Origin of the sequence: Chromobacterium paludis (assembly GCF_008275125.1) — a bacterium.
Classification (GTDB): domain Bacteria; phylum Pseudomonadota; class Gammaproteobacteria; order Burkholderiales; family Chromobacteriaceae; genus Chromobacterium; species Chromobacterium paludis.
The window spans coordinates 77,077-98,447 of the sequence record NZ_CP043473.1 but is presented as its reverse complement, the minus strand read 5'-3'; the positions used below and the strand labels follow the sequence as shown (position 1 = coordinate 98,447).

The window sequence follows — 21,371 nt, the reverse complement described above, 5'->3', positions numbered from 1 at the left end:
AACCGTTTTCAGTGGCTGGCCGCTCAGGCCTTCAGCACGCCGCGGCGGATCTGGTCTTCTTCGATGGATTCGAACAGGGCCTTGAAGTTGCCTTCGCCGAAGCCTTCGTTGCCCTTGCGCTGGATGATCTCGAAGAAGATGGGGCCGATCACGGTTTCGGTGAAGATCTGCAGCAGGATGCCTTCCACCGGCGCGCCGTCGATCAGGATGCTGTTCTTCTTCAGGCGGGCCACATCCTCGCCATGACCCGGCACGCGCGCGTCCACCTTCTCGTAATAGGTGTCAGGCGTATCCAGGAAGCGGGTGCCGCGCGCCTTCAGCGTCTCTACCGTGGTGTAGATGTCATCGGTGGTCAGCGCGATGTGCTGGATGCCCTCGCCGTTGTACTGGCGCAGGAATTCCTCGATCTGGCTCTTGTCGTCGGACGATTCGTTGATCGGGATGCGGATCTTGCCGCACGGGCTGGTCATGGCCTTGGACACCAGGCCGGTCAGCTTGCCTTCAATGTCGAAGTAGCGGATTTCGCGGAAGTTGGCGATGCCGGTGTAGAAGTCCGCCCACTTGGCCATATTCCCGCGCTGCACATTGTGGGTCAGGTGGTCGATCAGGGTCAGGCCCACGCCGAACGGGTGCTGGTCCACGCCGTCCAGCGGCACGAAGTCCACGTCGTAGATGCTGTGCTCCGGACCGTAGCGGTCGACGAAGTACAAGGCGGAGCCGCCTATGCCCTGCACTGCCGGGATGTTCAGCTCCATGACGCCGATGGGGCGCTGATAGGGCTGGGCGCCATGGGCCAAGGCATATTCATAGGCCTTGGCGGCGTCCTTGACGCGCCAAGCCATGGCGCAGGCGGACGGGCCGTGCGCATGGGCGAACTCGCTGGCGGGCTGGCTCAATTCGGCGTTCAGGATGAAGTTGATGTCGCCCTGGCGGAACAGGCTGACGTTCTTGCTGCGGTGGCGGGCCACTTCGGTGAAGCCCAGCGACAGGAACAACTCGCGCAGCTTCTCAGCGCCTGCGGCGTCCGGCGCGGTGTATTCGACGAACTCGAAGCCGTCGGTGGCGAGCGGGTTCTCCAGCATGGTTTCCATTTTCATCTGCTTCTCCTCTGTTATATAGATCGCGTCCAGATGGTATGGACGGCAATAATTCACTCGTTTGAGCGTTCTCTGTAAACGTTTGTAGACTAAAGGCGTTTAAGTAAGCAGACCGCCCGTCTGCACCGCATGGCGGGTAGTTGGCAGTTTCGACTAGAGGGAAGCAGCAGAGAGTGGGAGTCGGGGCGCTTGGGGACATGCGCCTCTGGCCAGCCGCCGATGGGCGGGACGGCAAACTCTCCGGATCTATGCATCGTTTTCTGCTGTTGCCCACCATCGACATGCCTCGGCAGTCTTGCTGCTGCCGTTGGCGATTTAGGCTTTTTATTCTATGGAAAGGTCATGGCAATTTTCTTGCTAAATTGCTTTTCATAGTTAAAACTAAAGAATAAAATGCCTTTACAAACCGATAAACAGGAGAAAATATGCCAAGTCTTACATTAGATAAGACAGACTTGCGTATTCTGGCCGAATTGCAGCTGGATGGCCGCTTGACCAACGTCGAGCTGGCCGAGCGCGTGGCGCTGTCGCCGTCGCCCTGTCTGCGCCGGCTGAAGCAGCTGGAGGAGTCCGGCGTGATCCGCCAATACGTGGCTCTGCTCGATCCTGCGCATATCGGTCTGGGCCTGCAGGCCTGGGTGCGCGTGACGCTGGAGAAGCGCGGCAATATGCATCTGCAAAGCTTCATCGAAGCGGTGCAAAGCTGGCCGGAAGTGATCAACTGTTTCGCCATGACAGGCGAAATGGACTATCTGCTGCAAGTGTATTTCGAAGATATGGAGCACTTCTCCCGCTTCGTGATGGACGAGTTGCTGCAGCATCCGGGCGTGGAGGATGTGAAGTCCAGCTTCGTGCTGAAGGAGATCAAGCGCACCACCGCGCTGCCCCTGGGGCAGATGCGCGGCTGACGCTCGCTTTCGGCAATAAAAAACGGCCCGCATGGGCCGTTTTGCTTTCCGGGCCAGGCTCAAGCGCGCGCGTGATGGGCGGTGGCGCCGGCCAAGAGCTTGTCGGTATAGGCGATGGCGGCCGCCGACAACAAGAAGGCCAGGTGCAAAAACAGCTGCCACTTGATGGTGTGCTCGTCGATGCGGCTGGCGTTGATGAAGGTCTGCAGCAGGTGGATGGACGAGATGCTGATGATGGCCATGGACAGCTTCACCTTCAGCACCGAGGCATTGACATGGTCCAGCCACTCCGGCTGGTCCGGGTGAGTGTCGATGCGCAGGCGCGACACGAAGGTCTCATAGCCGCCCACCGTCACCATCACCAGCAGGTTGGCGATCATCACCACGTCGATCAGGCCCAGCACCGCCAGCATGATGTCGGTTTCGGTCAGGTGGTTCAGCCCCTCCAGCAGCTCCCACAGCTGGGCGAGGAATTTCCACGCGTACACGCCTTGCACCACGATCAGGCCGAGATAGATGGGCAGTTGCAGCCAGCGGCTGCTGAAAATCACCTGGCCGAGCAGCGATTTTCGCGGTTCGATGGAAGCGGTTTGTTGGTCTTGCATGGGCTTTCCTGTGGCTTGCGGCTGCGGACGGCGGCAAACCGCCCGCTTGCCGTCACAGACCCAGCCTCTGCCAGATGGTGGAGACCAGGCCTGCCTGGTTCAAGGTATAAAAGTGCAGGCCGGGCGCGCCGCCTTGCAGCAGGCGGTCGCACAGCTCGGTCACCACATCCAGCCCCAGCGCGCGGATGGATGCGGTGTCGTCGTAATAAGCCTGCATGCGCAGGCGCAGCCAACGCGGCACCTCCGCCCCGCACATGTCGGAGAAGCGGCAGAGCTGGCCAAAATTGGAAATCGGCATGATACCGGGCACGATGGGAATGTCCACCCCGCGCGCGCGCGCCTCGTCGACGAAGCGGAAATAGCTGTCGGCGTTGAAAAAGTACTGGGTCATCGCCGAATCGGCGCCGGCCCGGACCTTGCGCACGAAGTTGTTCAGATCATCCTCGGCGGAACGGGCCTGCGGATGGAACTCCGGATAGGCGGCCACTTCGATATGGAAGTGATCGCCGTGCTCGGCGCGAATGAACGCCACCAGCTCGTTGGCGTAGCGGAATTCGCCGGCCGCCACCATGCCGGACGGGATGTCGCCGCGCAGCGCCACCAAGTGGCGGATGCCGTTGGAACGATACTCATTGAGAATGGCGGCGATGTTCTCGCGGGTGGAGCCGATGCAGGACAGGTGCGGCGCGGCGGCCTGCCCTTCGCTGCGGATTTCCAGCACGGTAGACAGGGTGCCGTCGCGGGTGGTTCCACCGGCGCCAAAAGTCACCGAGAAGAACTGTGGTTTGAACTGGGCCAGCTGCTGGCGCGTGGTGCGCAGCTTGGCGATGCCTTCCGGCGTTTTGGGCGGGAAAAATTCGAAACTGAAGGTGCGCGGCGTCTGCGTCATGGTGATCCTCTCTATCGCTGTCCTGGCTGGCTTGCCGGTCTCGCGCCGGCTGTCGTCTCGTGCCTGTCGCAAAAAACGGACAGCTCCATTCTAGGGGCGCTGTCCGTTTCGCCTTGGTTCAATAATCAATAACGATAGTGATCCGGCTTATAAGGGCCTTGCTTGGGCACGCTGATGTAGGCGGCCTGCTGGTCGGACAGCTCGGTCAGCCGCGCGCCGATGCGGGCCAGGTGCAGACGGGCCACCTTCTCGTCCAGATGCTTGGGCAGCACGTACACCTTTTTATCGTACTTGTTGCCGTTGGCGAACAGCTCGATCTGCGCCAGCACCTGGTTGGTGAAGCTGTTGGACATCACGAAGCTGGGATGGCCGGTGGCGCAGCCCAGGTTCACCAGGCGGCCTTCGGCCAGCAGGATGATGCGCTTGGCCGGTTCATTGCCCTGGGGCGGGAAGACAATGTGATCCACCTGCGGCTTGATATTATCCCACTGGTACTGGCGAAGGCTGGCGACTTCGATCTCGCTGTCGAAGTGGCCGATATTGCAGACGATGGCGTTATTGCGCATCTTCTTCATGTGCTCATGGGTGATCACGCCGACGTTGCCGGTGGCGGTGACGAAGATGTCGGCCTGATCGGCCACCTCGTCCATGCGCACCACGCGGTAGCCTTCCATCGCCGCCTGCAGCGCGCAAATCGGGTCGATCTCGGTCACCCACACCGTGGCGCCCAGCCCGCGCAGGCTCTGCGCGCAGCCCTTGCCCACATCGCCGTAGCCCAGCACCACCGCCACCTTGCCGGCCACCATCACGTCGGTGGCGCGCTTGATGCCGTCCACCAGAGATTCGCGGCAGCCGTACAGGTTGTCGAACTTGGACTTGGTGACGGAGTCGTTGACATTGATCGCCGGGAACGGCAAATGCCCGTCCTTCTCCATCTGGTACAGGCGGTGCACGCCGGTGGTGGTTTCCTCGGTCACGCCCTGGATGTGTTCCAGGCGCTTGGAGTACCACTGCGGGTCGATGGCCAGATGGCGCTTGATCGAGGCGAACAGCGCGGTCTCTTCCTCATTGGTCGGGTGCGCCAGCACGCCGATGTCCTTCTCGGCCTTGCTGCCCAGCATCAACAGCAAGGTGGCGTCGCCGCCGTCGTCCAGGATCATATTGGCCGGCTGGCCGGCGGGCCATTCGAAGATCTTGTGACTGAACTCCCAGTACTCGTCCAGGCTCTCGCCCTTGAACGCGAACACCGGAATGCCGGCGGCCGCGATGGCCGCGGCGGCGTGGTCCTGGGTGGAGAAGATATTGCACGAAGCCCAGCGCACTTCGGCGCCCAGCGCAACCAGGGTTTCGATCAGCACCGCGGTTTGCACCGTCATGTGCAGGCTGCCGGCGATGCGGGCGCCGCGCAGCGGCTGGCTGGCGCGATACTCGTCGCGCGTGGCCATCAGGCCCGGCATTTCGGTTTCGGCGATGTTCAACTCCTTGCGGCCCCAGCCGGCAAGCGAGATGTCTGCTACATGAAAGTCGGAAAAGTCAGCCATCGTGAAGCATCCTTGTTCACGCGGCCAGGCAGGATGCGGCCCACCCGTCATCCCGTGCCCGCCACGGTCATGAGTCAGGTGAGCGCCGTTGGATCGCCGGCCCGATGGCGGCGGCGCGCCGAGCCTGGGGAGGACCACCTCCTCGCAGCGCCCCTCGGCATGCCGGTCGATTATACCGGCTTCCGGCGGAAAATATAGCCGCGGACATGCCATGGCCAGGCATAAAAAAACCGCCAGCATGGGCTGGCGGCTTTGGATCCCGGCGACGGAACGCTTACAGGCCGGCGTCGGCGCGCAGCGCCTCCACCTTGTCGGTGCGCTCCCAGCTGAACTCCGGCTCTTCGCGGCCGAAGTGGCCGTAAGCGGCGGTCTTGCCGTAGATCGGACGCAGCAGGTCCAGCATCTGGATGATGCCCTTCGGACGCAGGTCGAAGTGCTTCTTCACCAGCTCCACGATCTTGTCGTTCGGGATGGTGTTGGTGCCGAAGGTGTCCACGGCGATCGAGGTCGGCTCGGCCACGCCGATGGCGTAGGAAACCTGGATCTGGCACTGGCGCGCCAGGCCGGCGGCCACGATGTTCTTCGCCACGTAACGGCCGGCGTAAGCCGCGGAGCGGTCCACCTTGGACGGGTCCTTGCCGGAGAAGGCACCGCCGCCGTGCGGGGCCGCGCCGCCGTAGGTGTCGACGATGATCTTGCGGCCGGTCAGGCCGCAGTCGCCCATCGGGCCGCCAATGACGAAGCGGCCGGTCGGGTTGATCAGGAATTTCGTTTCCGGCGTGATCATGTCCGGCGGCAGCACCGGCTTGATGATGTCCTCGATCACCGCCTCGGTCAGGGTCTGGTGGTCGATGTCCGGGCTGTGCTGGGTGGACAGCACCACGGTGTCGATGCGCTTGGGCAGGCCGGTGGCGCTGTCGTAGACGCAAGTGATCTGGCTCTTGGCGTCCGGGCGCAGCCACGGCAGGCGGCCGTCCTTGCGCAGTTCGGCCTGGCGCTGCACCAGCCGGTGCGCGTAGTAGATCGGGAACGGCATCAGCGTCGGCGTTTCGTCGCACGCGTAGCCGAACATCAGGCCCTGGTCGCCGGCGCCCTGGTTCAGGTCCAGGCCTTCGCCCTCGTTGACGCCTTGGGCGATGTCCGGCGATTGCTTGTCGTAGCAGGCCATCACCGCGCAGCCGCGGTAATCGAAGCCCAGCTCGGAATCGTCATAGCCGATGCGTTTGATGGTGTCGCGCGCGACCTTGATGTAGTCGACATTGGCGGTGGTGGTGATCTCGCCCGCCAGCACGACCAGGCCGGTGTTGACCAAGGTCTCGGCCGCTACGCGCGCGTGCTTGTCCTCGCGCAGGATGGCGTCGAGGATGGCATCGGAAATCTGGTCGGCGACTTTGTCCGGGTGGCCTTCCGATACGGATTCCGAGGTAAACAGGTATTCACTCATTTATTCTGCGTTCCCAAAAAATACAAAACCCTGTGGTGATAAAATAGGCCGCTTTCAGACCCAGACTGCTGAATTCATGTCCAAGCTAGTCCATTTACTACTGTCTGTCCTGGCGCACCTCCCCTTATCCTGGCTACAAGGTTTGGGTGCCGCTCTGGGGCGACTGACTTATCGCGCTTCCCCCGGCTTCGCCGCTAGGCTGCGGGAGAATCTAAGTTCTAGTAAAATCTTCGAAAATTATCAGCTTTTACCAGGTGAAGTCAATCTGAGCGCGGCGGAAACAGGCAAGGGCGCGCTGGAGCTGGCCATCGCCTGGTGCCGCAGCCCCGAAGACATTGCCGCCATGGTCAAGCACTGCGCAGGCTGGGAGCATGTCGAGGCCGCGCTGAAAAACAACAATGGCATCATCTTTGTCACGCCGCACCTGGGCAGCTATGACATCGCCGGCCGCTACATCAGTTCCCGCCTGCCCTTCCCGCTGACCGCCATGTACCGTCCGCCCAAACTGCAATGGCTGGAACCCGTGATGCAGGCTGGCCGCGCGCGCGGCAAGGGCAAGACCGCGCCGGCCACCGCCGCCGGCGTGCGCGTGCTGATGAAAGCGTTGAAGTCGGGCGAAGCCACCATCATCCTGCCCGACCAGGTGCCCGGCAACGGCGAGGGCGTGTGGGCGCCGTTCTTCGGCCGCCCCGCTTACACCATGACGCTGGTGCCGCGTCTGGCGCAGATGAGCGGCGTGACCACGCTGTTCTTCGTCGGGGAGCGGCTGCCTGGCGGCCAGGGCTTCGCCGTGCACATCGAACCACTGAGCCAGCCCTTCACCGGCGACAAGGATGCCGACTGCGCGTTGATGAATGCGCAAGTGGAAAACCTGATCCGCCGCTTCCCCAGGCAGTACCTGTGGAGCTACAACCGTTACAAATGCCCGCCAGGCGTCAGCCGGCCGGACGCTGAACATCAATAAGGACACGCATGAAACTCGCCTTCGCCCTGCTTTGGCTGATCCGCCTGCTGCCGATGCGGGCCATCGGCCTGCTCGCCCGCGGACTCGGCAATCTGGCTTACTTGCTGGCCAGCGGACGCCGCCGCGTCGGCCTGATCAATCTGCGGCTATGCTTCCCGGACATGCCGCAGGCGGAACGCCGCCGTCTGATCCGCAAGAATTGCCAGCACATGATACGCATGGTGCTGGAGTATGGCGTGTGCTGGTGGAGTTCGGCCAAGCGCATCGACGACCTGGTGACCATCAAGAACCTGCACTACGTCACCGACCTGCGCGAGCAAGGCGAGGACGTGATCCTGTTCTACCCTCACTTCGTCGGCTTCGAAATGTGCGTCTATGCGCTGAACCAGTACATTCCGCTGGTCAGCGTCTATTCCCACCAGAAAAACGAGGCGCTGGATAAGCAGATTTACGCCGGCCGCCAGCGCTACGACAACGCCTACATCGTGTCGCGCCAGGAGGGCCTGCGCCCCATCATCAAGGCCATGCGCAAGGACCACGCGCCCTTCCTGTATTTGCCGGACCAGGATTTCGGCGTGCGCGACTCGCTATTCGTCGACTTCTTCGGCGTCAAGGCGGCCACCATCACCGGCCTGTCGCGCATCGCCAAGCTGGCCCGCGCCAAGGTGGTGCCCGCCATCGCCCGCCGCGTCGGCGACCGCTTCGAGCTGGAGTTCTACCCCGCCTGGGACCACTACCCCAGCGAAGACATCGAGGCCGACACCCGCCGCATGAACGCCTTCCTGGAAGACCGCGTCCGCGAAATCCCAGACCAGTACTTCTGGCTGCACAAGCGCTTCAAGAGCCGGCCGCAGGGCGAGGCCCGCTTTTACTGAGGCCAGGCCGGGCGCGCCCGGCTTGGCATGCCATTGCGCTAAATCAATAGATTCCTTGAGTGGCCTGCGGTATATTGTTAAGCTTTTTAACAATTGACGCACAAACTATTAACTTAAGGAATGAGACGATGCGAAGTACCGCTCTGTTCGCCCTGTCCGCCGCGGCCATCGCGCTGACGGGTTTGTCCGGCTGCGCCAGCGAAAGCTCCCAGGCCCTGGCCGTGCAGCAAGTCGCCAGCGCCAACAAGCCCTATGCCGGCGCGCGCTCCCCCATCTCCGTGGGCAAGTTCGACAACCGTTCCAGCTATATGCGCGGCATCTTCTCCGACGGCGCCGACCAGTTGGGCGGCCAGGCCAAGACCATCCTGATCACCCACCTGCAACAAAGCAACCGCTTCAATGTGCTGGATCGCGCCAATATGGAAGAGATCAAGCAGGAGGCCGGCCTGAAGAAGCAGGCGCAGAGCCTGAAGGGCGCGGACTACGTCGTCACCGGCGATGTGACCGAGTTCGGCCGCAAGGAAGTGGGCGACCAACAGCTGTTCGGCATCCTCGGCCGCGGCAAAGAGCAGATCGCTTACGCCAAAGTCAACCTGAACATCGTCAACACCCTGACCTCCGAAGTGGTGTACTCCGCCCAGGGCGCCGGCGAATACAAGCTGTCGAATCGCGAAATCGTCGGCTTCGGCGGCACCGCCAGCTATGACTCCACGCTGAATGGCAAGGTACTGGATCTGGCTATCCGCGAAGCGGTCAACAATCTCGTCAACGGCATCGACTCCGGCGCCTGGAAACCGAGCAAGTAACTCCCCATCCGTGAAGACAATGAAAACGAAAAAGAAATTGGGCGGCCTCGCCGCCGCCATCGCCAGCGCGCTGCTGCTCTCCGCCTGCGCCGGCGGTCCGCCGCAACTGTATCAATGGGAAGGCTATCAACCCGAGGTGTACGCCTACTTGAAGGGCGACGCGCAGGATGCGCAGAAACAGATCGCCACGCTGGAAGAAGGTCTGGAGAAAATCCGCGCCAAAGGCAATCACGAACCGCCGGGCTACCATGCCCAGCTGGGCATGCTTTACGCGTCGGCCGGCAACTTGGACCGGATGCAGAGCGAATTCCTGACTGAGAAGAAACTGTTCCCGGAATCCACCGCCTATATCGACTTCCTGCTGTCCAAGCAGAAGAAATAAGGAGCCAGCCATGCTGAAAGCCCTGTCCAAAATGGCATGCATCGCCGCGCTGGCCGCATTGGCAACCGGTTGCGCCGCGCCGGTGAAGCGCGACTACACCGCTTACAAGCAAAGCAAGCCGCACTCCATCCTGATCCTGCCGCCGGTCAACAACTCGCCCGACGTCAACGCCACCAATGGCGTGCTGTCGCAGATGACGTACCCGCTGGCGGAAGCCGGCTACTACGTGCTGCCGGTGGCCCTGGTCAACGAGACGTTCAAGCAGAACGGCGTGACCACGCCCAACGACATGCAAGCGCTGCCTATCGCCAAGCTGCACCAGATCTTCGGCGCCGACGCCGCGCTGTACACCACGATCAGCCGCTATGGCGTGCACTACACCGTGCTGGACAGCGTGGCCGAGGTATCGGTCACCGCCAAACTGGTTGACTTGAAAACCGGCCAGGAGTTGTGGGAAGGCAGCGCCAGCGGCAACAATGCCAACAACAACAATTCCGGCGGCGGCCTGATCGGCATGCTGGTCAGCGCGGCGATCAAGCAGATCGTCAACAACGTGAGCGACGCCACCTACCCGGTAGCCGGCATGACCAGCAATATGCTGCTGTCCGCAGGCCATCCGAACGGCGTGCTCTATGGCCCGCGTTCGCCCAACTACGGCACCGACTGATCCCTCGGTCTCGCCGCCAGTCAATCGCCCGCCTCGCAGCGGGCGATTTTTTTCCTTACCAGTTGGGCAGCAGGAAGGCTGCGCCGCAGCTGTCCTCATATTCGCCATCCGGCGTATTCACGAAGCTCTCCGCCGCCGGGAAAGCCGCCAGCTTGTCGGCCTGCAGCGTGAACCAGAACTGGGTCAGCACGTTGCGGCCCTGTTTGTCCTTGCCGCACTGCAGCTGCAGGGAACGGCGCTGATCGGTGCCGAAGGCTTTGACGAAGGCGTCCTGCAGCTCCTGACGCGTGCGCGTCTGTCCCGCCTGCTCCAGCAGATAATCGCCAAAATCGCTGTCCACCACCGCCTGGCGCATTTTCAAAGCGGTCTCAAAAAACTGATGCGCCGGGAAGCCAAAACACTGCACATGCTTCACGTATTCGTGCAGCTGCAAGTCATCCTTCAGTTGCGGCATCACCTCCTTCAGCTCCGACTGGACTTCCGGCGGCATGGCGGGCACGGTCAGAATGTGCGGGAAAAACGAGCAGCCCTTGGCCCACCACTGATGAACCGGCACCTTCTGATCAATCAGGCTCTGCGGCTCCGACGCCCACAGACCGTGCAGACCGATGCGCACCTCATGCGACTGTTCGGGCAAGCAGCCCTCCCCCGTGGAGCAAAATCCCGGTTGCCACGTCAGGGCATAGGTGTAGCGGGGGAAGTCGGCATGGCGTGCCGGCTTCAGATCGGCGGCGTGGGCCGCGCCGGCAAAGGCCGCGGCGGCCAGCAGCAAAGCGATGGTTTTTTTCATATAGCCTCGGAACAGAGTAGCAAGACATGCGAATGTCAACGATTTGGCCACGCAAGGCAAGACATGGCAATAGGACGTAACAAAAAAAGCACTGCCTAGGCAGTGCTTTTAAGTGGCAACGATAGCCGCTCAGTGCGCGGACTTGCGCCAGAAGTAGCGGTAGGCGAAGCCTGGAAAGGCTGCCACCAGGAACAGCGCCAGCACCGTGACGTAAAACTGCCAATGCTGCTCATGCACCGGCATCTGCCGCGCTTCCAGCAGCCTGGCCAAGCCGCCCACCAGACAGAACAGCAGCGCCATCTCCAGCGCCTGCCAGCCGAAGTGCTTGCGCGCCACCTTGAAGACGCCGGCGAAGCGCTCGCTGACGAAAGGCAGGTTGGCGGCCGCCACGGCCAGCACGAGCAGGAAGGTGATGCTGCTATCCATGGCCGACTCCTTACAGCATGCCCAGAGACTGGCGCATCACTTGCGCGCACAGCTCAAGCAGCGACTGCGGCAGCATGCCCACCACCAGCAAGGCCAGCGCGTTCAGCGACAGCACCAGCTTCATGTCGGCGCGCACCGCGATCGGAGCGGTGTCTTGAGCCTCGTCGAAGTAGATGGCCTTCACCACGCGCAGGTAGTAGAAGGCGCCGATCACCGACATCAGCACCGCGAACACGGCCAGCTTGACCATGCCGATGTCCAGGATGGCCTGGATCACGGCGAACTTGGCATAGAAGCCCAGCAGCGGCGGGATGCCGGCCATCGAGAACATGGCCAGCAACATCAGCAGCGCATACCAGCTGCTGCGGCTGTTCAGGCCCTTCAGGTCGTCGATGGTTTCGCACTCGAAGCCCTTGCGCGACAACGCCAGGATGATGCCGAAGCCCACCATGGACATGGCCACATACACCACGGCATAGAACAGCGCGGCGGTATAGCCCTGCTGGGTGCCGGCCAGCACGCCCAAGAGCAGAAAGCCCATATGCGAGATGGTCGAGTACGCCAGCATGCGCTTGATGTTGGTCTGCGCGATGGCGGTGATGTTGCCGATGGCCATGGAAAGCACGGCCACGATGATCAGCATGCTCTGCCAGTCGCCGACCAACACGTCCAGACCCTGCGCCAGGATGCGCAGCACGAAGACGAAGGCAGCCAGCTTGGGCGCGGCGCCGACCATCAAGGTGACGGAAGTCGGCGAGCCCTGATACACGTCCGGCACCCACATGTGGAACGGCACGGCGCCCAGCTTGAAGCTCAGGCCGGCGACGATGAACACCAGGCCGAAAATCAGCAGCATGGGGTTGGCAGAGTGCGACTTGATGGACTTGGCCACGCCGGCCAGTTCCAGCGTGCCGGTGGCGCCGTAGATCATCGAGATGCCGTACAGCAGCAGGCCGGAAGCCAGGGCGCCCAGCACGAAGTACTTCATCGCCGACTCGGTAGCGGACACCGAATCGCGCTGCAGCGCGATCAGCGAGTACAAGGCCAGCGACAGCAGCTCCAAGCCCATGTACAGGGTCAGGAAGTGCGAGGCCGACACCATCAGGTTCATGCCCAAAAGCGCGAACAAGGACAGGGAGAAATACTCGCCCTTGAACAGGCCGCGGTCTGCGGTGTACTGGCGGCTATACACCAACACGATGGCCGTGGTGGCATACATCGCCATCTTGACCAGGGCGGCCAGCGGGTCGGCCACGTACATGCCGGAGAAGGTATGCACCGGGTACGGGGTAAAGGTATAGACCTGGGTGACCGCCGTGCCGAGCAGGGTCAGCAGCGTCAGGCCGTAGGTGATGCCGCGCTTTTCATCAGGGATGAAAAGATCCAGCATCAGCACCACCAGCAAGGCGCCGATCAGGAACAGCTCCGGCATCGCGGGTATCAGGTTGAGATCAGCCCAATTCATTTGTATGTATTCCTTCCGCGCTTACAGCTTGCTCTGCGCAACATGCGTGATCAGGTCGTTCACCGCCAGGTGCATCTTGGAGACGAAAGCCTGCGGGTACAGACCCATGCCCAGCACCATCACGGCCAGGATGGCCAGCACCAGGAACTCGCGCTTGTTCACGTCGGTCAGTTCGGCCACGTGCTGGTTGGCCACATCGCCGAAGATCACGCGCTTGTACATCCACAGGGTGTAGGCGGCGCCGAAGATCAGCGTGGTGGCGGCCAGGGCGGCGTACCAGAAGTTCACTTGCACCGAACCCATGATCACCATGAACTCGCCGACGAAGCCGGAAGTGGCAGGCAGGCCGGAGTTCGCCATGGCGAACAGCATCATGAAGGCGGCGAAGATAGGCATCTTGTTGGCCACACCGCCGTAATCGGCGATGTTGCGGCTGTGCACGCGGTCATACATCACGCCGATGCAGAAGAACATCGCGGCGGAGACGAAGCCGTGGGACACCATCTGCACCAGCGCGCCTTCCACGGCCCACTGGTTCATCTCGCTGCCGGTGAACATGAACATGCCCAGGGTCACGAAGCCCATGTGGGAAATGGACGAGTAAGCCACCAGCTTTTTCATGTCCGACTGCACCAGCGCCACCAGGCCGATATAGACCACGGCGACCAGCGACAGGCCGACGATGATCGGGCCCAGCTCGCGCGAGGCGTCAGGCAGGATGGGCAACGCGAATCGCAGGAAGCCGTAAGCGCCGATCTTCAGCGTGATCGCGGCCAGCACCATGGAGCCGCCGGTCGGCGCTTCCACGTGGGCGTCCGGCAACCAGGTGTGCACCGGCCACATCGGCACCTTCACCGCGAAGGACAGGAAGAAGGCGATGAACAGCAGGATCTGCACCGTCAACGGAATCTTGGCGATGTGCTGGAAGGCCTGGATGTCGAAGTTCTTGCCAGCCTGGAAGTACAGGTAGATCAGCGCCACCAGCATCAGCAGCGAGCCGAGCAGGGTGTACAGGAAGAACTTGATCGAGGCGTAAACGCGACGCGGACCGCCCCAGACGCCGATGATCAGATACATCGGAATCAGCATGCCTTCGAAGAAGACATAGAACAGGATGGCGTCCAGCGCGGCGAAGGCGCCGTTGATCAGGCCGGACATGATCAGGAAGGCGGCCATGTACTGCGCCACGCGCTTCTGGATCACTTCCCAGCCGGCGATCACCACCAGCAGCGTGGTGAAGCTGTTCAGCACCACGAACAGCATGGAGATGCCGTCCACGCCCAGGTGGTAGTTGATGTTGAACGCGGAAATCCACGGCTTCAGTTCTTCGAACTGCATGCCGCCGTTGAGGTTGTTGAACTCGGTGAACAGCGGCACCGACAGCAGGAAGCCCGCGAGGGCCCCTGCCAAGGCAAGCCAGCGCGCCAGCGGCGCGCGCTGGTCGCCGCCGGTGGCCAGCACCACGAGGCCGGCCAGGATCGGCGTCCAGATCACCAGACTTAGCAGATTAGTCGACATAGTCAAACCTATATTGTTATTTCAATCGCAAGGGCCAGCACTCAACGCCAGATCAGCGGCCAGAACCACATGGTCATCAGCCCCAGCACGCCGATGATCATCGCGGTGGCGTAGCTGTAGATGAAGCCGGTTTGCAGGCGGCGGATCTTGCCCGAGAACCAACCGACCAGCTTGGCGGTGCCGTTGACCATCAAGCCGTCGATCAGCAGCATGTCGCCCACCTTCCAGAAGAAGGTGCCGATGGCGCGGGAGCCCTTGGCGAACACGGCGAAGTAGATCTCGTCCAGGTAGTACTTGTTTTCCAGCAGCTTGTGCACCGGCGCGCACTTCTCCTTGATGGCGGCCGGGATGTGCGGCGCCTTCATGTAGAAGTACCAAGCCACCACCACGCCGGCCAAGGCCAGCAGGAAAGGCAGGCTGGTGAAGGCGTGCAGGCCCATGGCGACGGCGCCGTGGAACTCGTGGTGCAGCTCTTCCATGCCCGGGTGCACTTCGTTGTTGATGGCGATCACACCCTTGAAGAAATCGCCGTACACCAGCTTGTCGATGCCGAAGTAGCCCACCAGCACGGACGGGATGGCCAGCATCACCAGCGGCAGGGTCACCACCCACGGGCTTTCATGCGGCTTGTCGTTCGGGCCCAGGCCATGATGATGGTCGTGGGACACCTCTTCGTCGTCGCTGTCGCCATGGTGCTCGTGGTGCGAGCCATGGTTCTCCATCCAGCGTTCCTTGCCGTGGAAGACCAGGAAGTACATGCGGAAGGAGTAGAAGGCAGTGATGAACACGCCGGCCACGACAGAGAAGTAGGCAAAACCCGCCGCGGACAGGTGCGACGCGCCCACGGCCTCGATGATCGAGTCCTTGGAGTAGAAGCCGGAGAAGAACGGCGTGCCGATCAGCGCCAGCGAACCCACCAGCGAGGTGATCCAGGTAATGGGCATGTACTTGCGCAGGCCGCCCATATTGCGCATGTCCTGGTCATGGTGCATGCCCATGATCACGGAACCGGCGCCCAGGAACAGCAGCGCCTTGAAGAAGGCGTGCGTCATCACGTGGAACATGGCCACGGAATAAGCGGACGCGCCCAGCGCCACGGTCATATAGCCCAGCTGCGACAGCGTGGAGTACGCCACTACGCGCTTGATGTCGTTCTGCACCATGCCCAGGAAGCCCATGAACAGCGCGGTGATCGCGCCGGCCACCAGGATCACGTTCAGCGCGGTGTCGGACATCTCGAACAGCGGGCTCATGCGCGACACCATGAAGATGCCGGCCGTCACCATGGTGGCGGCGTGGATCAGCGCGGAGATCGGGGTCGGGCCTTCCATCGAGTCCGGCAGCCACACGTGCAGCGGGAACTGAGCGGACTTACCCATCGCGCCGATGAACAGCAGGATGCAGGTGACCGTCATCAGCGACCATTCGTGGCCCGGGATGATTTCGATGGTCTTGTGCGCCAGCGCCGGGGCGGCGGCGAACACGTCGCTGTAGTTCAGCGAGCCGCCGAAGTAGGCCAGCACCATGCCGATGCCCAGCAGGAAGCCGAAGTCGCCCACGCGGTTGACCAGGAAGGCCTTCAGGTTGGCGAATACCGCGGTCGGACGCTTGAACCAGAAGCCGATCAGCAGGTAGGACACCAGGCCCACCGCTTCCCAACCGAAGAACAGCTGGATGAAGTTGTTGCTCATCACCAGCATCAGCATCGAGAAGGTAAACAGCGAGATATAGCTGAAGAAACGCTGGTAGCCCGGATCATCCTGCATGTAGCCGATGGTGTAGATATGCACCATCAGCGACACGAAGGTGACCACCACCAGCATCATCGCGGTCAGCGAGTCGACCAGGAAACCGACCACGAACTCGTGGCCGCCCACGGTCAGCCAGGTGTAAACCGGTCCGTTGAACACTTCCGCGCTTCCATTGAGGAAGCCCAGGAGCACCTTGAGCGACAGCGCGGCGGACACCGCCACGCCGGCTATCGTGACGACGTGCGAAGCGCGCCGTCCGATCGCCCATCCAAACAGGCCTGCAATGATGGAACCCGCCAGCGGAGCGAGTGCAATCAGCAGGTATAAGCTCTTCATATCCATGCTTTTGTGCTTTAGTTGTGGTTCCGGTTTGCCTTAGCCCTTGAGGCTGCCCAAGTCTTCAACATTGATGCTCTGCAGGTTGCGGAACAGCACCACCAGAATCGCCAAACCAATGGCGGATTCGGCGGCGGCAACCGTCAGGATGAAGAACACGAAGATCTGCCCTGCCGAATCCGACAGATAGTGCGAGAACGCGATGAAGTTGAAATTCACCGCCAGCAGCATCAGCTCGATGGCCATCAGCAGAATGATCAGGTTCTTCCGGTTCAGGAAGATGCCCAGCACGCTAATGGCAAACAGGATGGCGGCCAGCACCAGAAAGTGAGTCAGTGTCAGCACGTTTCCCCCTTATTGGTTGATTGGCCGTCAGGCCTGTTGCTCACCGGAATCGGCCGCTTCGGCCTCTTCCACTTTTTTCACGGCATCCATCTTGACGATGCGCACGCGGTCGTCGCGACGCACCTTCACCTGGATGGCAGGATCGATCGCCTTGCTGTCCTTGCGCGCGCGCATGGTCAGGGCAATGGCGGCCACCATGGCCAGCAGCAGCACCACGGCCGCGATTTCAAACGGCAGCAGGTAAGTGGTGTACAGCTGGCTGCCCAGCATCTTGACGTTGCTGAAGTCGGCGGCCAGCGGCGCGGCGGCCTTGAACTGGCCCAGGCCGGCTTGCGGGCTCATCAGGATCAGCGCCATCTCGAACACCATGACGGCGCCGACCAGGGCGGCCACCGGCAGGTTCTTCCAGAAGCCTTCGCGCAGCTGTTCGATATTGATGTCCAGCATCATCACCACGAACAGGAACAGCACCATCACCGCGCCGACGTAGACCAGCACCAGCGTGATCGCCAGGAACTCGGACTCCATCAGCAGCCAGTGGCCGGCGCTGGTGAAGAAGGCCAGCACCAGATACAGCGCGGCGTGCACCGGGTTCTTGGCCGTCACCACGCGCAGGGCGGCGAAGATCAAGATGGCGGACAGAACGTAGAAAATTACCGTAGTCAGGTTCATGGCCTCCCCTTAGCGATACTTGGCGTCGGCCGCCTTGTTGGCGGCGATTTCGGCCTCGTACTTATCACCCACGGCCAGCAGCATCGGCTTGGTGTAGTAGAGGTCGCCACGTTTTTCACCGTGGTATTCGAAAATGTGCGTTTCCACGATGGCGTCCACCGGACAGGCTTCCTCGCAGAAGCCGCAGAAGATGCACTTGGTCAGGTCGATGTCGTAGCGCGAGGTGCGGCGGGTGCCGTCTTCGCGCTGTTCGGACTCGATGCTGATCGCCATCGCCGGGCACACCGCTTCGCACAGTTTGCAGGCGATGCAGCGCTCTTCGCCGTTGGCGTAGCGGCGCTGCGCGTGCAGGCCGCGGAAACGCGGCGAAATCGGCGTCTTCTCTTCCGGGAACTGCACGGTGATCTTGCGGGCGAAGAAGTAGCGGCCAGTGACCATCAGGCCCTTGACCAGCTCCACCAGCAGGAAGGTCTTGAAAAAGTTGCGGATCGAATTCATTTTTTCACCTATCCCCTGTCTCAGTGCCAAATCGACAGCGGGGTAAACATCCACACGCCCACTACCAGGATCCACACCAGGGTCACCGGGATGAACACCTTCCAGCCCAGGCGCATGATCTGGTCATAGCGATAGCGCGGGAAAGTGGCGCGGAACCACAGGAAGCAGAACAGGATCAGCGCGACCTTGATCGCCAGCCAGATGAAGCCGCCGGCGCCCAGGATGCCCCAGGAAGCCGGGAACGGCGACAGCCAGCCGCCCAGGAACAGCACGGCGGTCAGCGTCGACACCAGGATCATGTTGGCGTATTCAGCCAGGAAGAACACCGCGAAGGCCATGCCCGAGTATTCCACGTGGAAGCCAGCCACGATTTCCGACTCGCCTTCCGCCACGTCGAACGGCGCGCGGTTGGTTTCGGCCACGCCGGAGATCAGGTAGACGATGAACAGCGGGAACAGCGGCAGCCAGTTCCAGGACAACAGCGAGCCGCCAGCCATGCCGACCGACTGCTGCTTGACGATGTCGATCAGGTTCAGGCTGCCGGACACCATCAGCACGCCGACCAGCGCAAAGCCCATCGCCAGTTCGTAGGACACGATCTGGGCGGCGGAACGCATGGCGCCGAGGAAGGAGTACTTGGAGTTGCCCGCCCAGCCAGCGATGATCACGCCGTACACGCCCATCGAGGTCAGCGCCAGGATGTACAGCAGACCAGCGTTGACGTTGGCCAGCACCAGGCTGTCGGTGAACGGCACCACCGCCCAGGCCGCCAGGGCCGGACCGATGGCCAGCACCGGCGCCAGCAGGAACAAGCCCTTGCTGGAGTTGGTCGGCAGGATGATTTCCTTCATCAGCAGCTTCAGGCCGTCGGCGATAGGCTGCAGCAGGCCGAACGGACCCACGCGGTTGGGGCCGATGCGGATCTGCATGTAGCCGATCACCTTGCGCTCGGCCAGGGTCAGATAGGCGACGGCGCCCATCATCGGCAGCACGATGGCGAGGATCTTCAGCAGGGTCCAGACCACGAGACCCGCTTCAGCGCCAATAATACCTTGCAAGAACTCCATGGCTTACCCCTGCTTGATCTCGATAGCGTCGAACATGCCGCCCAGCGCCAGCGTGGAAGCGTGCGCGGTGGCGACCCGTACCACGTCGGCCGGCAGGCTGTCGTCGGCTTCGACGCGCACGCGCGCCTCGCCCGAGCCCTGCTTCAGCAACGCGGTGGAGCCGGCGTCGATGCCCAGCTTGGCCAACAGGCTGCCGTGGGCGTAAGCGACATCCGCGCCCTTGGCTTCATTGGTGGCCTGCAGCGACGGCGCGCGGCGGCTGATGGCATCGGCCTGATACATCGGCACTTCGCCGATGCGGACGATACCGGCGGCGATGGCCGGATTGGCCGCGACCTTGGACAAGGCGTTGTTCAGCTTGGCAGCCAGATCGCCGAACTCGGCGCGCACGTCCTCGGAGCTGTTCTGCTCGAAGCCGGCCAGGCTCAGCATATTGCCCAGCACGCGCAGCACCTTCCAGGCCGGACGGGCTTCGCCCAGCGGCTTGACCACGCCGTTGAAGGTTTGCAGCTTGCCTTCCATATTGACGAAGGAGCCGGCGGTCTCGGAGAACGGCGCGATCGGCAGCAACACGTCGGCGTAGTCGAGCAGACCTTGGCCCTTATAGGCGGTCAGCGCGATCACGGTGGCGGCTTGCTTCATCGCCGCTACCGCGGCTTGCGGGTTGTAGCTGTCGAACTCCACTTCCGTGTTCAGCAGGAAGTAGGCCTTCTTCGGCTTGGCGATCATCGCGGCGGCGTTGTCGCCGTTTTGCGGCAACGCGCCCACCAGTTCGGCGCCCACGCTGTTGGCGGCTTCGGCCAGCATGCCGAAACGCGCGCCGGACAGGCGGGAGATTTCCTGGGCCAGCGACAGCAGTTGGCTGTAAGCCGGATGGTGTTGCGCCACATTGCCCAGCACGATGGACGCGGTTTCCGCGCCAGTCAGGCTTTCGGCGATGACGCGGGCCTGGGCGGACACGTCCACCGCGGCCAGGTCGATCTCGCTGACGCCAGCCTTGATCTCGGCCACAGCCTTCAGCACTTGCGACAGCGCGTTCACCAGCGCCAGCGGCGACACGATCAGCTTGCCCTTGATCTGGGTCAGCAGATTATCGTCGGCGACGTGGATAATGTTCAGCTCGCTGCCCTTCTTCACCGACTGGCGCAGACGCGAGGCCAGCAGCGGCTGTTCCTTGCGCAGCGTGGAGCCAATCACCAGCACGGACTTGGCGGCGGCCAGTTCGACGATGGAGGAGCCCAGCCACTCGGCGCCTTGCTTGGCGGCATCGGCGGCGAAATCGCTGCGGCGCAGGCGGTAATCCACGGCGTTGACGCCGAAGGCGCGCGCCAGCTTTTGCGCCAGGTGCAGTTCTTCGGTGGTGGAGTGCGGGTTCAGCAGGAAGCCGATGGCGTCCTTGCCGTGATCGGCGGAAACGCCGTTCAGGCCCTTGACCACGTAGTTCAGCGCGGTTTCCCAGTCGGTCTCATGCCACTTGCCGTCGAACTTGATCATCGGCTTGGTGAGACGCTCGGCGCTGTTCAGGCCCTCATAGGAGAAGCGGTCGCGGTCGGCGATCCAGCATTCGTTGATGGCTTCGTTTTCCAGCGGCAGCACGCGCATCACTTCGTTGCTCTTCACCTGGACGATCAGGTTGGAGCCCAGGCCGTCGTGCGGGCTCACCGACTTGCGGCGGGACAGCTCCCAGGCGCGCGTGGCGTAGCGGAACGGCTTGGAAGTCAGCGCGCCCACCGGGCACAGGTCGATGACGTTGCCGGAGATTTCCGAGTCCACGGTCTTGCCCAGGAAGGGCAGGATCTCGGAGAACTCGCTGCGGTTGGCCATGCCGATTTCCTGGAAGCCGCCCACTTCTTCCGTGAAGCGGACGCAGCGCGTGCAGTGGATGCAGCGCGACATTTCCTCGGCGGAAACCAGCGGACCCATGTCCTTGCCCACCACCACGCGCTTGTCTTCCTCATAGCGCGAGGTGGAGTTGCCGTAGCCCACGGCCAAGTCCTGCAGCTGGCATTCGCCGCCCTGGTCGCAGATCGGGCAATCCAGCGGGTGGTTGATCAGCAGGAATTCCATCACGCCCTGCTGCGCCTTCTTGGCCAGCGGCGACGCGGTATGGACCTTCATGCCGTCAGTAACGGGCGTGGCGCAAGCCGGCAGCGGCTTCGGCGCCTTTTCCACTTCCACCAGGCACATGCGGCAGTTGGCCGCGATGGACAATTTCTTGTGGTAGCAGAAGTGCGGAATATAGGTGCCCACGGAGTGGGCCGCCTCGATGACGGTGCTGCCTTGCGGCACCGTCAGTTTTTTACCGTCGATTTCGATTTCAAGCAT

21 protein-coding genes and 1 riboswitch are annotated in these 21,371 nt (G+C 62.3%); of the genes, 6 read left to right on the top strand and 15 right to left on the bottom strand.

Translation table 11 applies throughout. The annotated features are described in order from the left end of the window. Positions 1-23: 23 nt before the first annotated feature. On the bottom strand, positions 24-1,097 hold the full coding sequence (hppD, locus tag FYK34_RS00515) for a 4-hydroxyphenylpyruvate dioxygenase (protein ID WP_149294569.1): 1,074 nt from the start codon (positions 1,095-1,097) through the stop codon (positions 24-26). Positions 1,098-1,522: 425 nt separating this feature from the next. On the opposite strand from hppD, the gene FYK34_RS00510 reads away from it, so the two are divergent. Further along, positions 1,523-2,005 (top strand): Lrp/AsnC family transcriptional regulator, encoded by a 483-nt coding sequence (locus FYK34_RS00510; RefSeq protein ID WP_149294568.1) that lies wholly within the window; start codon positions 1,523-1,525, stop codon positions 2,003-2,005. A gap of 59 nt (positions 2,006-2,064) precedes the next feature. Here the strand turns inward: FYK34_RS00510 and FYK34_RS00505 are convergent, their stop codons facing one another. The 4 genes from FYK34_RS00505 to metK all read right to left on the bottom strand — a co-directional run bounded on the left by FYK34_RS00505 (position 2,065) and on the right by metK (position 6,484). Continuing rightward, on the bottom strand, positions 2,065-2,610 hold the full coding sequence (locus FYK34_RS00505) for a TIGR00645 family protein (protein WP_149294567.1): 546 nt from the start codon (positions 2,608-2,610) through the stop codon (positions 2,065-2,067). A gap of 52 nt (positions 2,611-2,662) precedes the next feature. Next, complete coding sequence (metF, locus tag FYK34_RS00500; RefSeq protein WP_149294566.1) at positions 2,663-3,499, bottom strand: methylenetetrahydrofolate reductase [NAD(P)H]; 837 nt, start codon at positions 3,497-3,499, stop codon at positions 2,663-2,665. 125 nt (positions 3,500-3,624) lie between these two features. Continuing rightward, complete coding sequence (ahcY, locus tag FYK34_RS00495; protein ID WP_149294565.1) at positions 3,625-5,040, bottom strand: adenosylhomocysteinase; 1,416 nt, start codon at positions 5,038-5,040, stop codon at positions 3,625-3,627. 73 nt (positions 5,041-5,113) lie between these two features. Beyond that, positions 5,114-5,202, bottom strand: a riboswitch (S-adenosyl-L-homocysteine riboswitch). 112 nt (positions 5,203-5,314) lie between these two features. Then, positions 5,315-6,484 carry a methionine adenosyltransferase gene (gene metK, locus FYK34_RS00490; RefSeq protein ID WP_149294564.1) on the bottom strand — a complete coding sequence of 390 codons (1,170 nt, stop codon included), beginning with the start codon at positions 6,482-6,484 and terminating at the stop codon, positions 5,315-5,317. A 76-nt stretch (positions 6,485-6,560) separates the two neighbouring features. Between metK and FYK34_RS00485 the strand changes: the two genes are divergently transcribed. From FYK34_RS00485 to FYK34_RS00465, 5 genes are all read left to right on the top strand, one after another. After that, the gene (locus tag FYK34_RS00485) at positions 6,561-7,448 is read left to right on the top strand and encodes a lysophospholipid acyltransferase family protein (protein ID WP_149294563.1); all 888 of its coding nucleotides are present in this window, start codon (positions 6,561-6,563) and stop codon (positions 7,446-7,448) included. 8 nt (positions 7,449-7,456) lie between these two features. After that, positions 7,457-8,323 (top strand): lipid A biosynthesis lauroyl acyltransferase, encoded by an 867-nt coding sequence (locus tag FYK34_RS00480; protein WP_149294562.1) that lies wholly within the window; start codon positions 7,457-7,459, stop codon positions 8,321-8,323. Positions 8,324-8,451: 128 nt separating this feature from the next. After that, positions 8,452-9,129 carry a CsgG/HfaB family protein gene (locus FYK34_RS00475; protein WP_149294561.1) on the top strand — a complete coding sequence of 226 codons (678 nt, stop codon included), beginning with the start codon at positions 8,452-8,454 and terminating at the stop codon, positions 9,127-9,129. 19 nt (positions 9,130-9,148) lie between these two features. Next, positions 9,149-9,511, top strand: a complete 363-nt coding sequence (locus FYK34_RS00470; RefSeq protein ID WP_149294560.1) for a DUF4810 domain-containing protein — start codon at positions 9,149-9,151, stop codon at positions 9,509-9,511. Between the two features lie 10 nt (positions 9,512-9,521). After that, on the top strand, positions 9,522-10,178 hold the full coding sequence (locus tag FYK34_RS00465) for a DUF799 domain-containing protein (protein ID WP_149294559.1): 657 nt from the start codon (positions 9,522-9,524) through the stop codon (positions 10,176-10,178). A gap of 55 nt (positions 10,179-10,233) precedes the next feature. Here the strand turns inward: FYK34_RS00465 and FYK34_RS00460 are convergent, their stop codons facing one another. The 10 genes from FYK34_RS00460 to nuoG form a co-directional block, all read right to left on the bottom strand. After that, complete coding sequence (locus FYK34_RS00460) at positions 10,234-10,968, bottom strand: ribonuclease T2 family protein (RefSeq protein WP_149294558.1); 735 nt, start codon at positions 10,966-10,968, stop codon at positions 10,234-10,236. Positions 10,969-11,097: 129 nt separating this feature from the next. Then, positions 11,098-11,394 (bottom strand): DUF2818 family protein, encoded by a 297-nt coding sequence (locus FYK34_RS00455; protein ID WP_149294557.1) that lies wholly within the window; start codon positions 11,392-11,394, stop codon positions 11,098-11,100. A 10-nt stretch (positions 11,395-11,404) separates the two neighbouring features. Then, the gene (gene nuoN, locus FYK34_RS00450) at positions 11,405-12,859 is read right to left on the bottom strand and encodes an NADH-quinone oxidoreductase subunit NuoN (protein ID WP_149294556.1); all 1,455 of its coding nucleotides are present in this window, start codon (positions 12,857-12,859) and stop codon (positions 11,405-11,407) included. A gap of 21 nt (positions 12,860-12,880) precedes the next feature. Further along, positions 12,881-14,377, bottom strand: coding sequence for an NADH-quinone oxidoreductase subunit M (locus FYK34_RS00445; protein ID WP_149294555.1), 1,497 nt, complete (start codon positions 14,375-14,377; stop codon positions 12,881-12,883). A 41-nt stretch (positions 14,378-14,418) separates the two neighbouring features. Then, positions 14,419-16,470 (bottom strand): NADH-quinone oxidoreductase subunit L, encoded by a 2,052-nt coding sequence (nuoL, locus tag FYK34_RS00440; RefSeq protein WP_149294554.1) that lies wholly within the window; start codon positions 16,468-16,470, stop codon positions 14,419-14,421. Positions 16,471-16,503: 33 nt separating this feature from the next. Then, positions 16,504-16,809: an NADH-quinone oxidoreductase subunit NuoK gene (nuoK, locus tag FYK34_RS00435; protein WP_011134506.1), complete on the bottom strand. Its 306-nt coding sequence runs from the start codon at positions 16,807-16,809 to the stop codon at positions 16,504-16,506. Positions 16,810-16,836: 27 nt separating this feature from the next. Next, complete coding sequence (locus tag FYK34_RS00430; RefSeq protein ID WP_149294553.1) at positions 16,837-17,481, bottom strand: NADH-quinone oxidoreductase subunit J; 645 nt, start codon at positions 17,479-17,481, stop codon at positions 16,837-16,839. A gap of 9 nt (positions 17,482-17,490) precedes the next feature. Then, positions 17,491-17,970, bottom strand: a complete 480-nt coding sequence (gene nuoI / locus FYK34_RS00425) for an NADH-quinone oxidoreductase subunit NuoI (protein WP_196782679.1) — start codon at positions 17,968-17,970, stop codon at positions 17,491-17,493. A gap of 29 nt (positions 17,971-17,999) precedes the next feature. Next, positions 18,000-19,046: an NADH-quinone oxidoreductase subunit NuoH gene (gene nuoH, locus FYK34_RS00420; RefSeq protein ID WP_149294551.1), complete on the bottom strand. Its 1,047-nt coding sequence runs from the start codon at positions 19,044-19,046 to the stop codon at positions 18,000-18,002. Between the two features lie 3 nt (positions 19,047-19,049). After that, on the bottom strand, positions 19,050-21,371 hold the full coding sequence (nuoG, locus tag FYK34_RS00415) for an NADH-quinone oxidoreductase subunit NuoG (protein ID WP_149294550.1): 2,322 nt from the start codon (positions 21,369-21,371) through the stop codon (positions 19,050-19,052).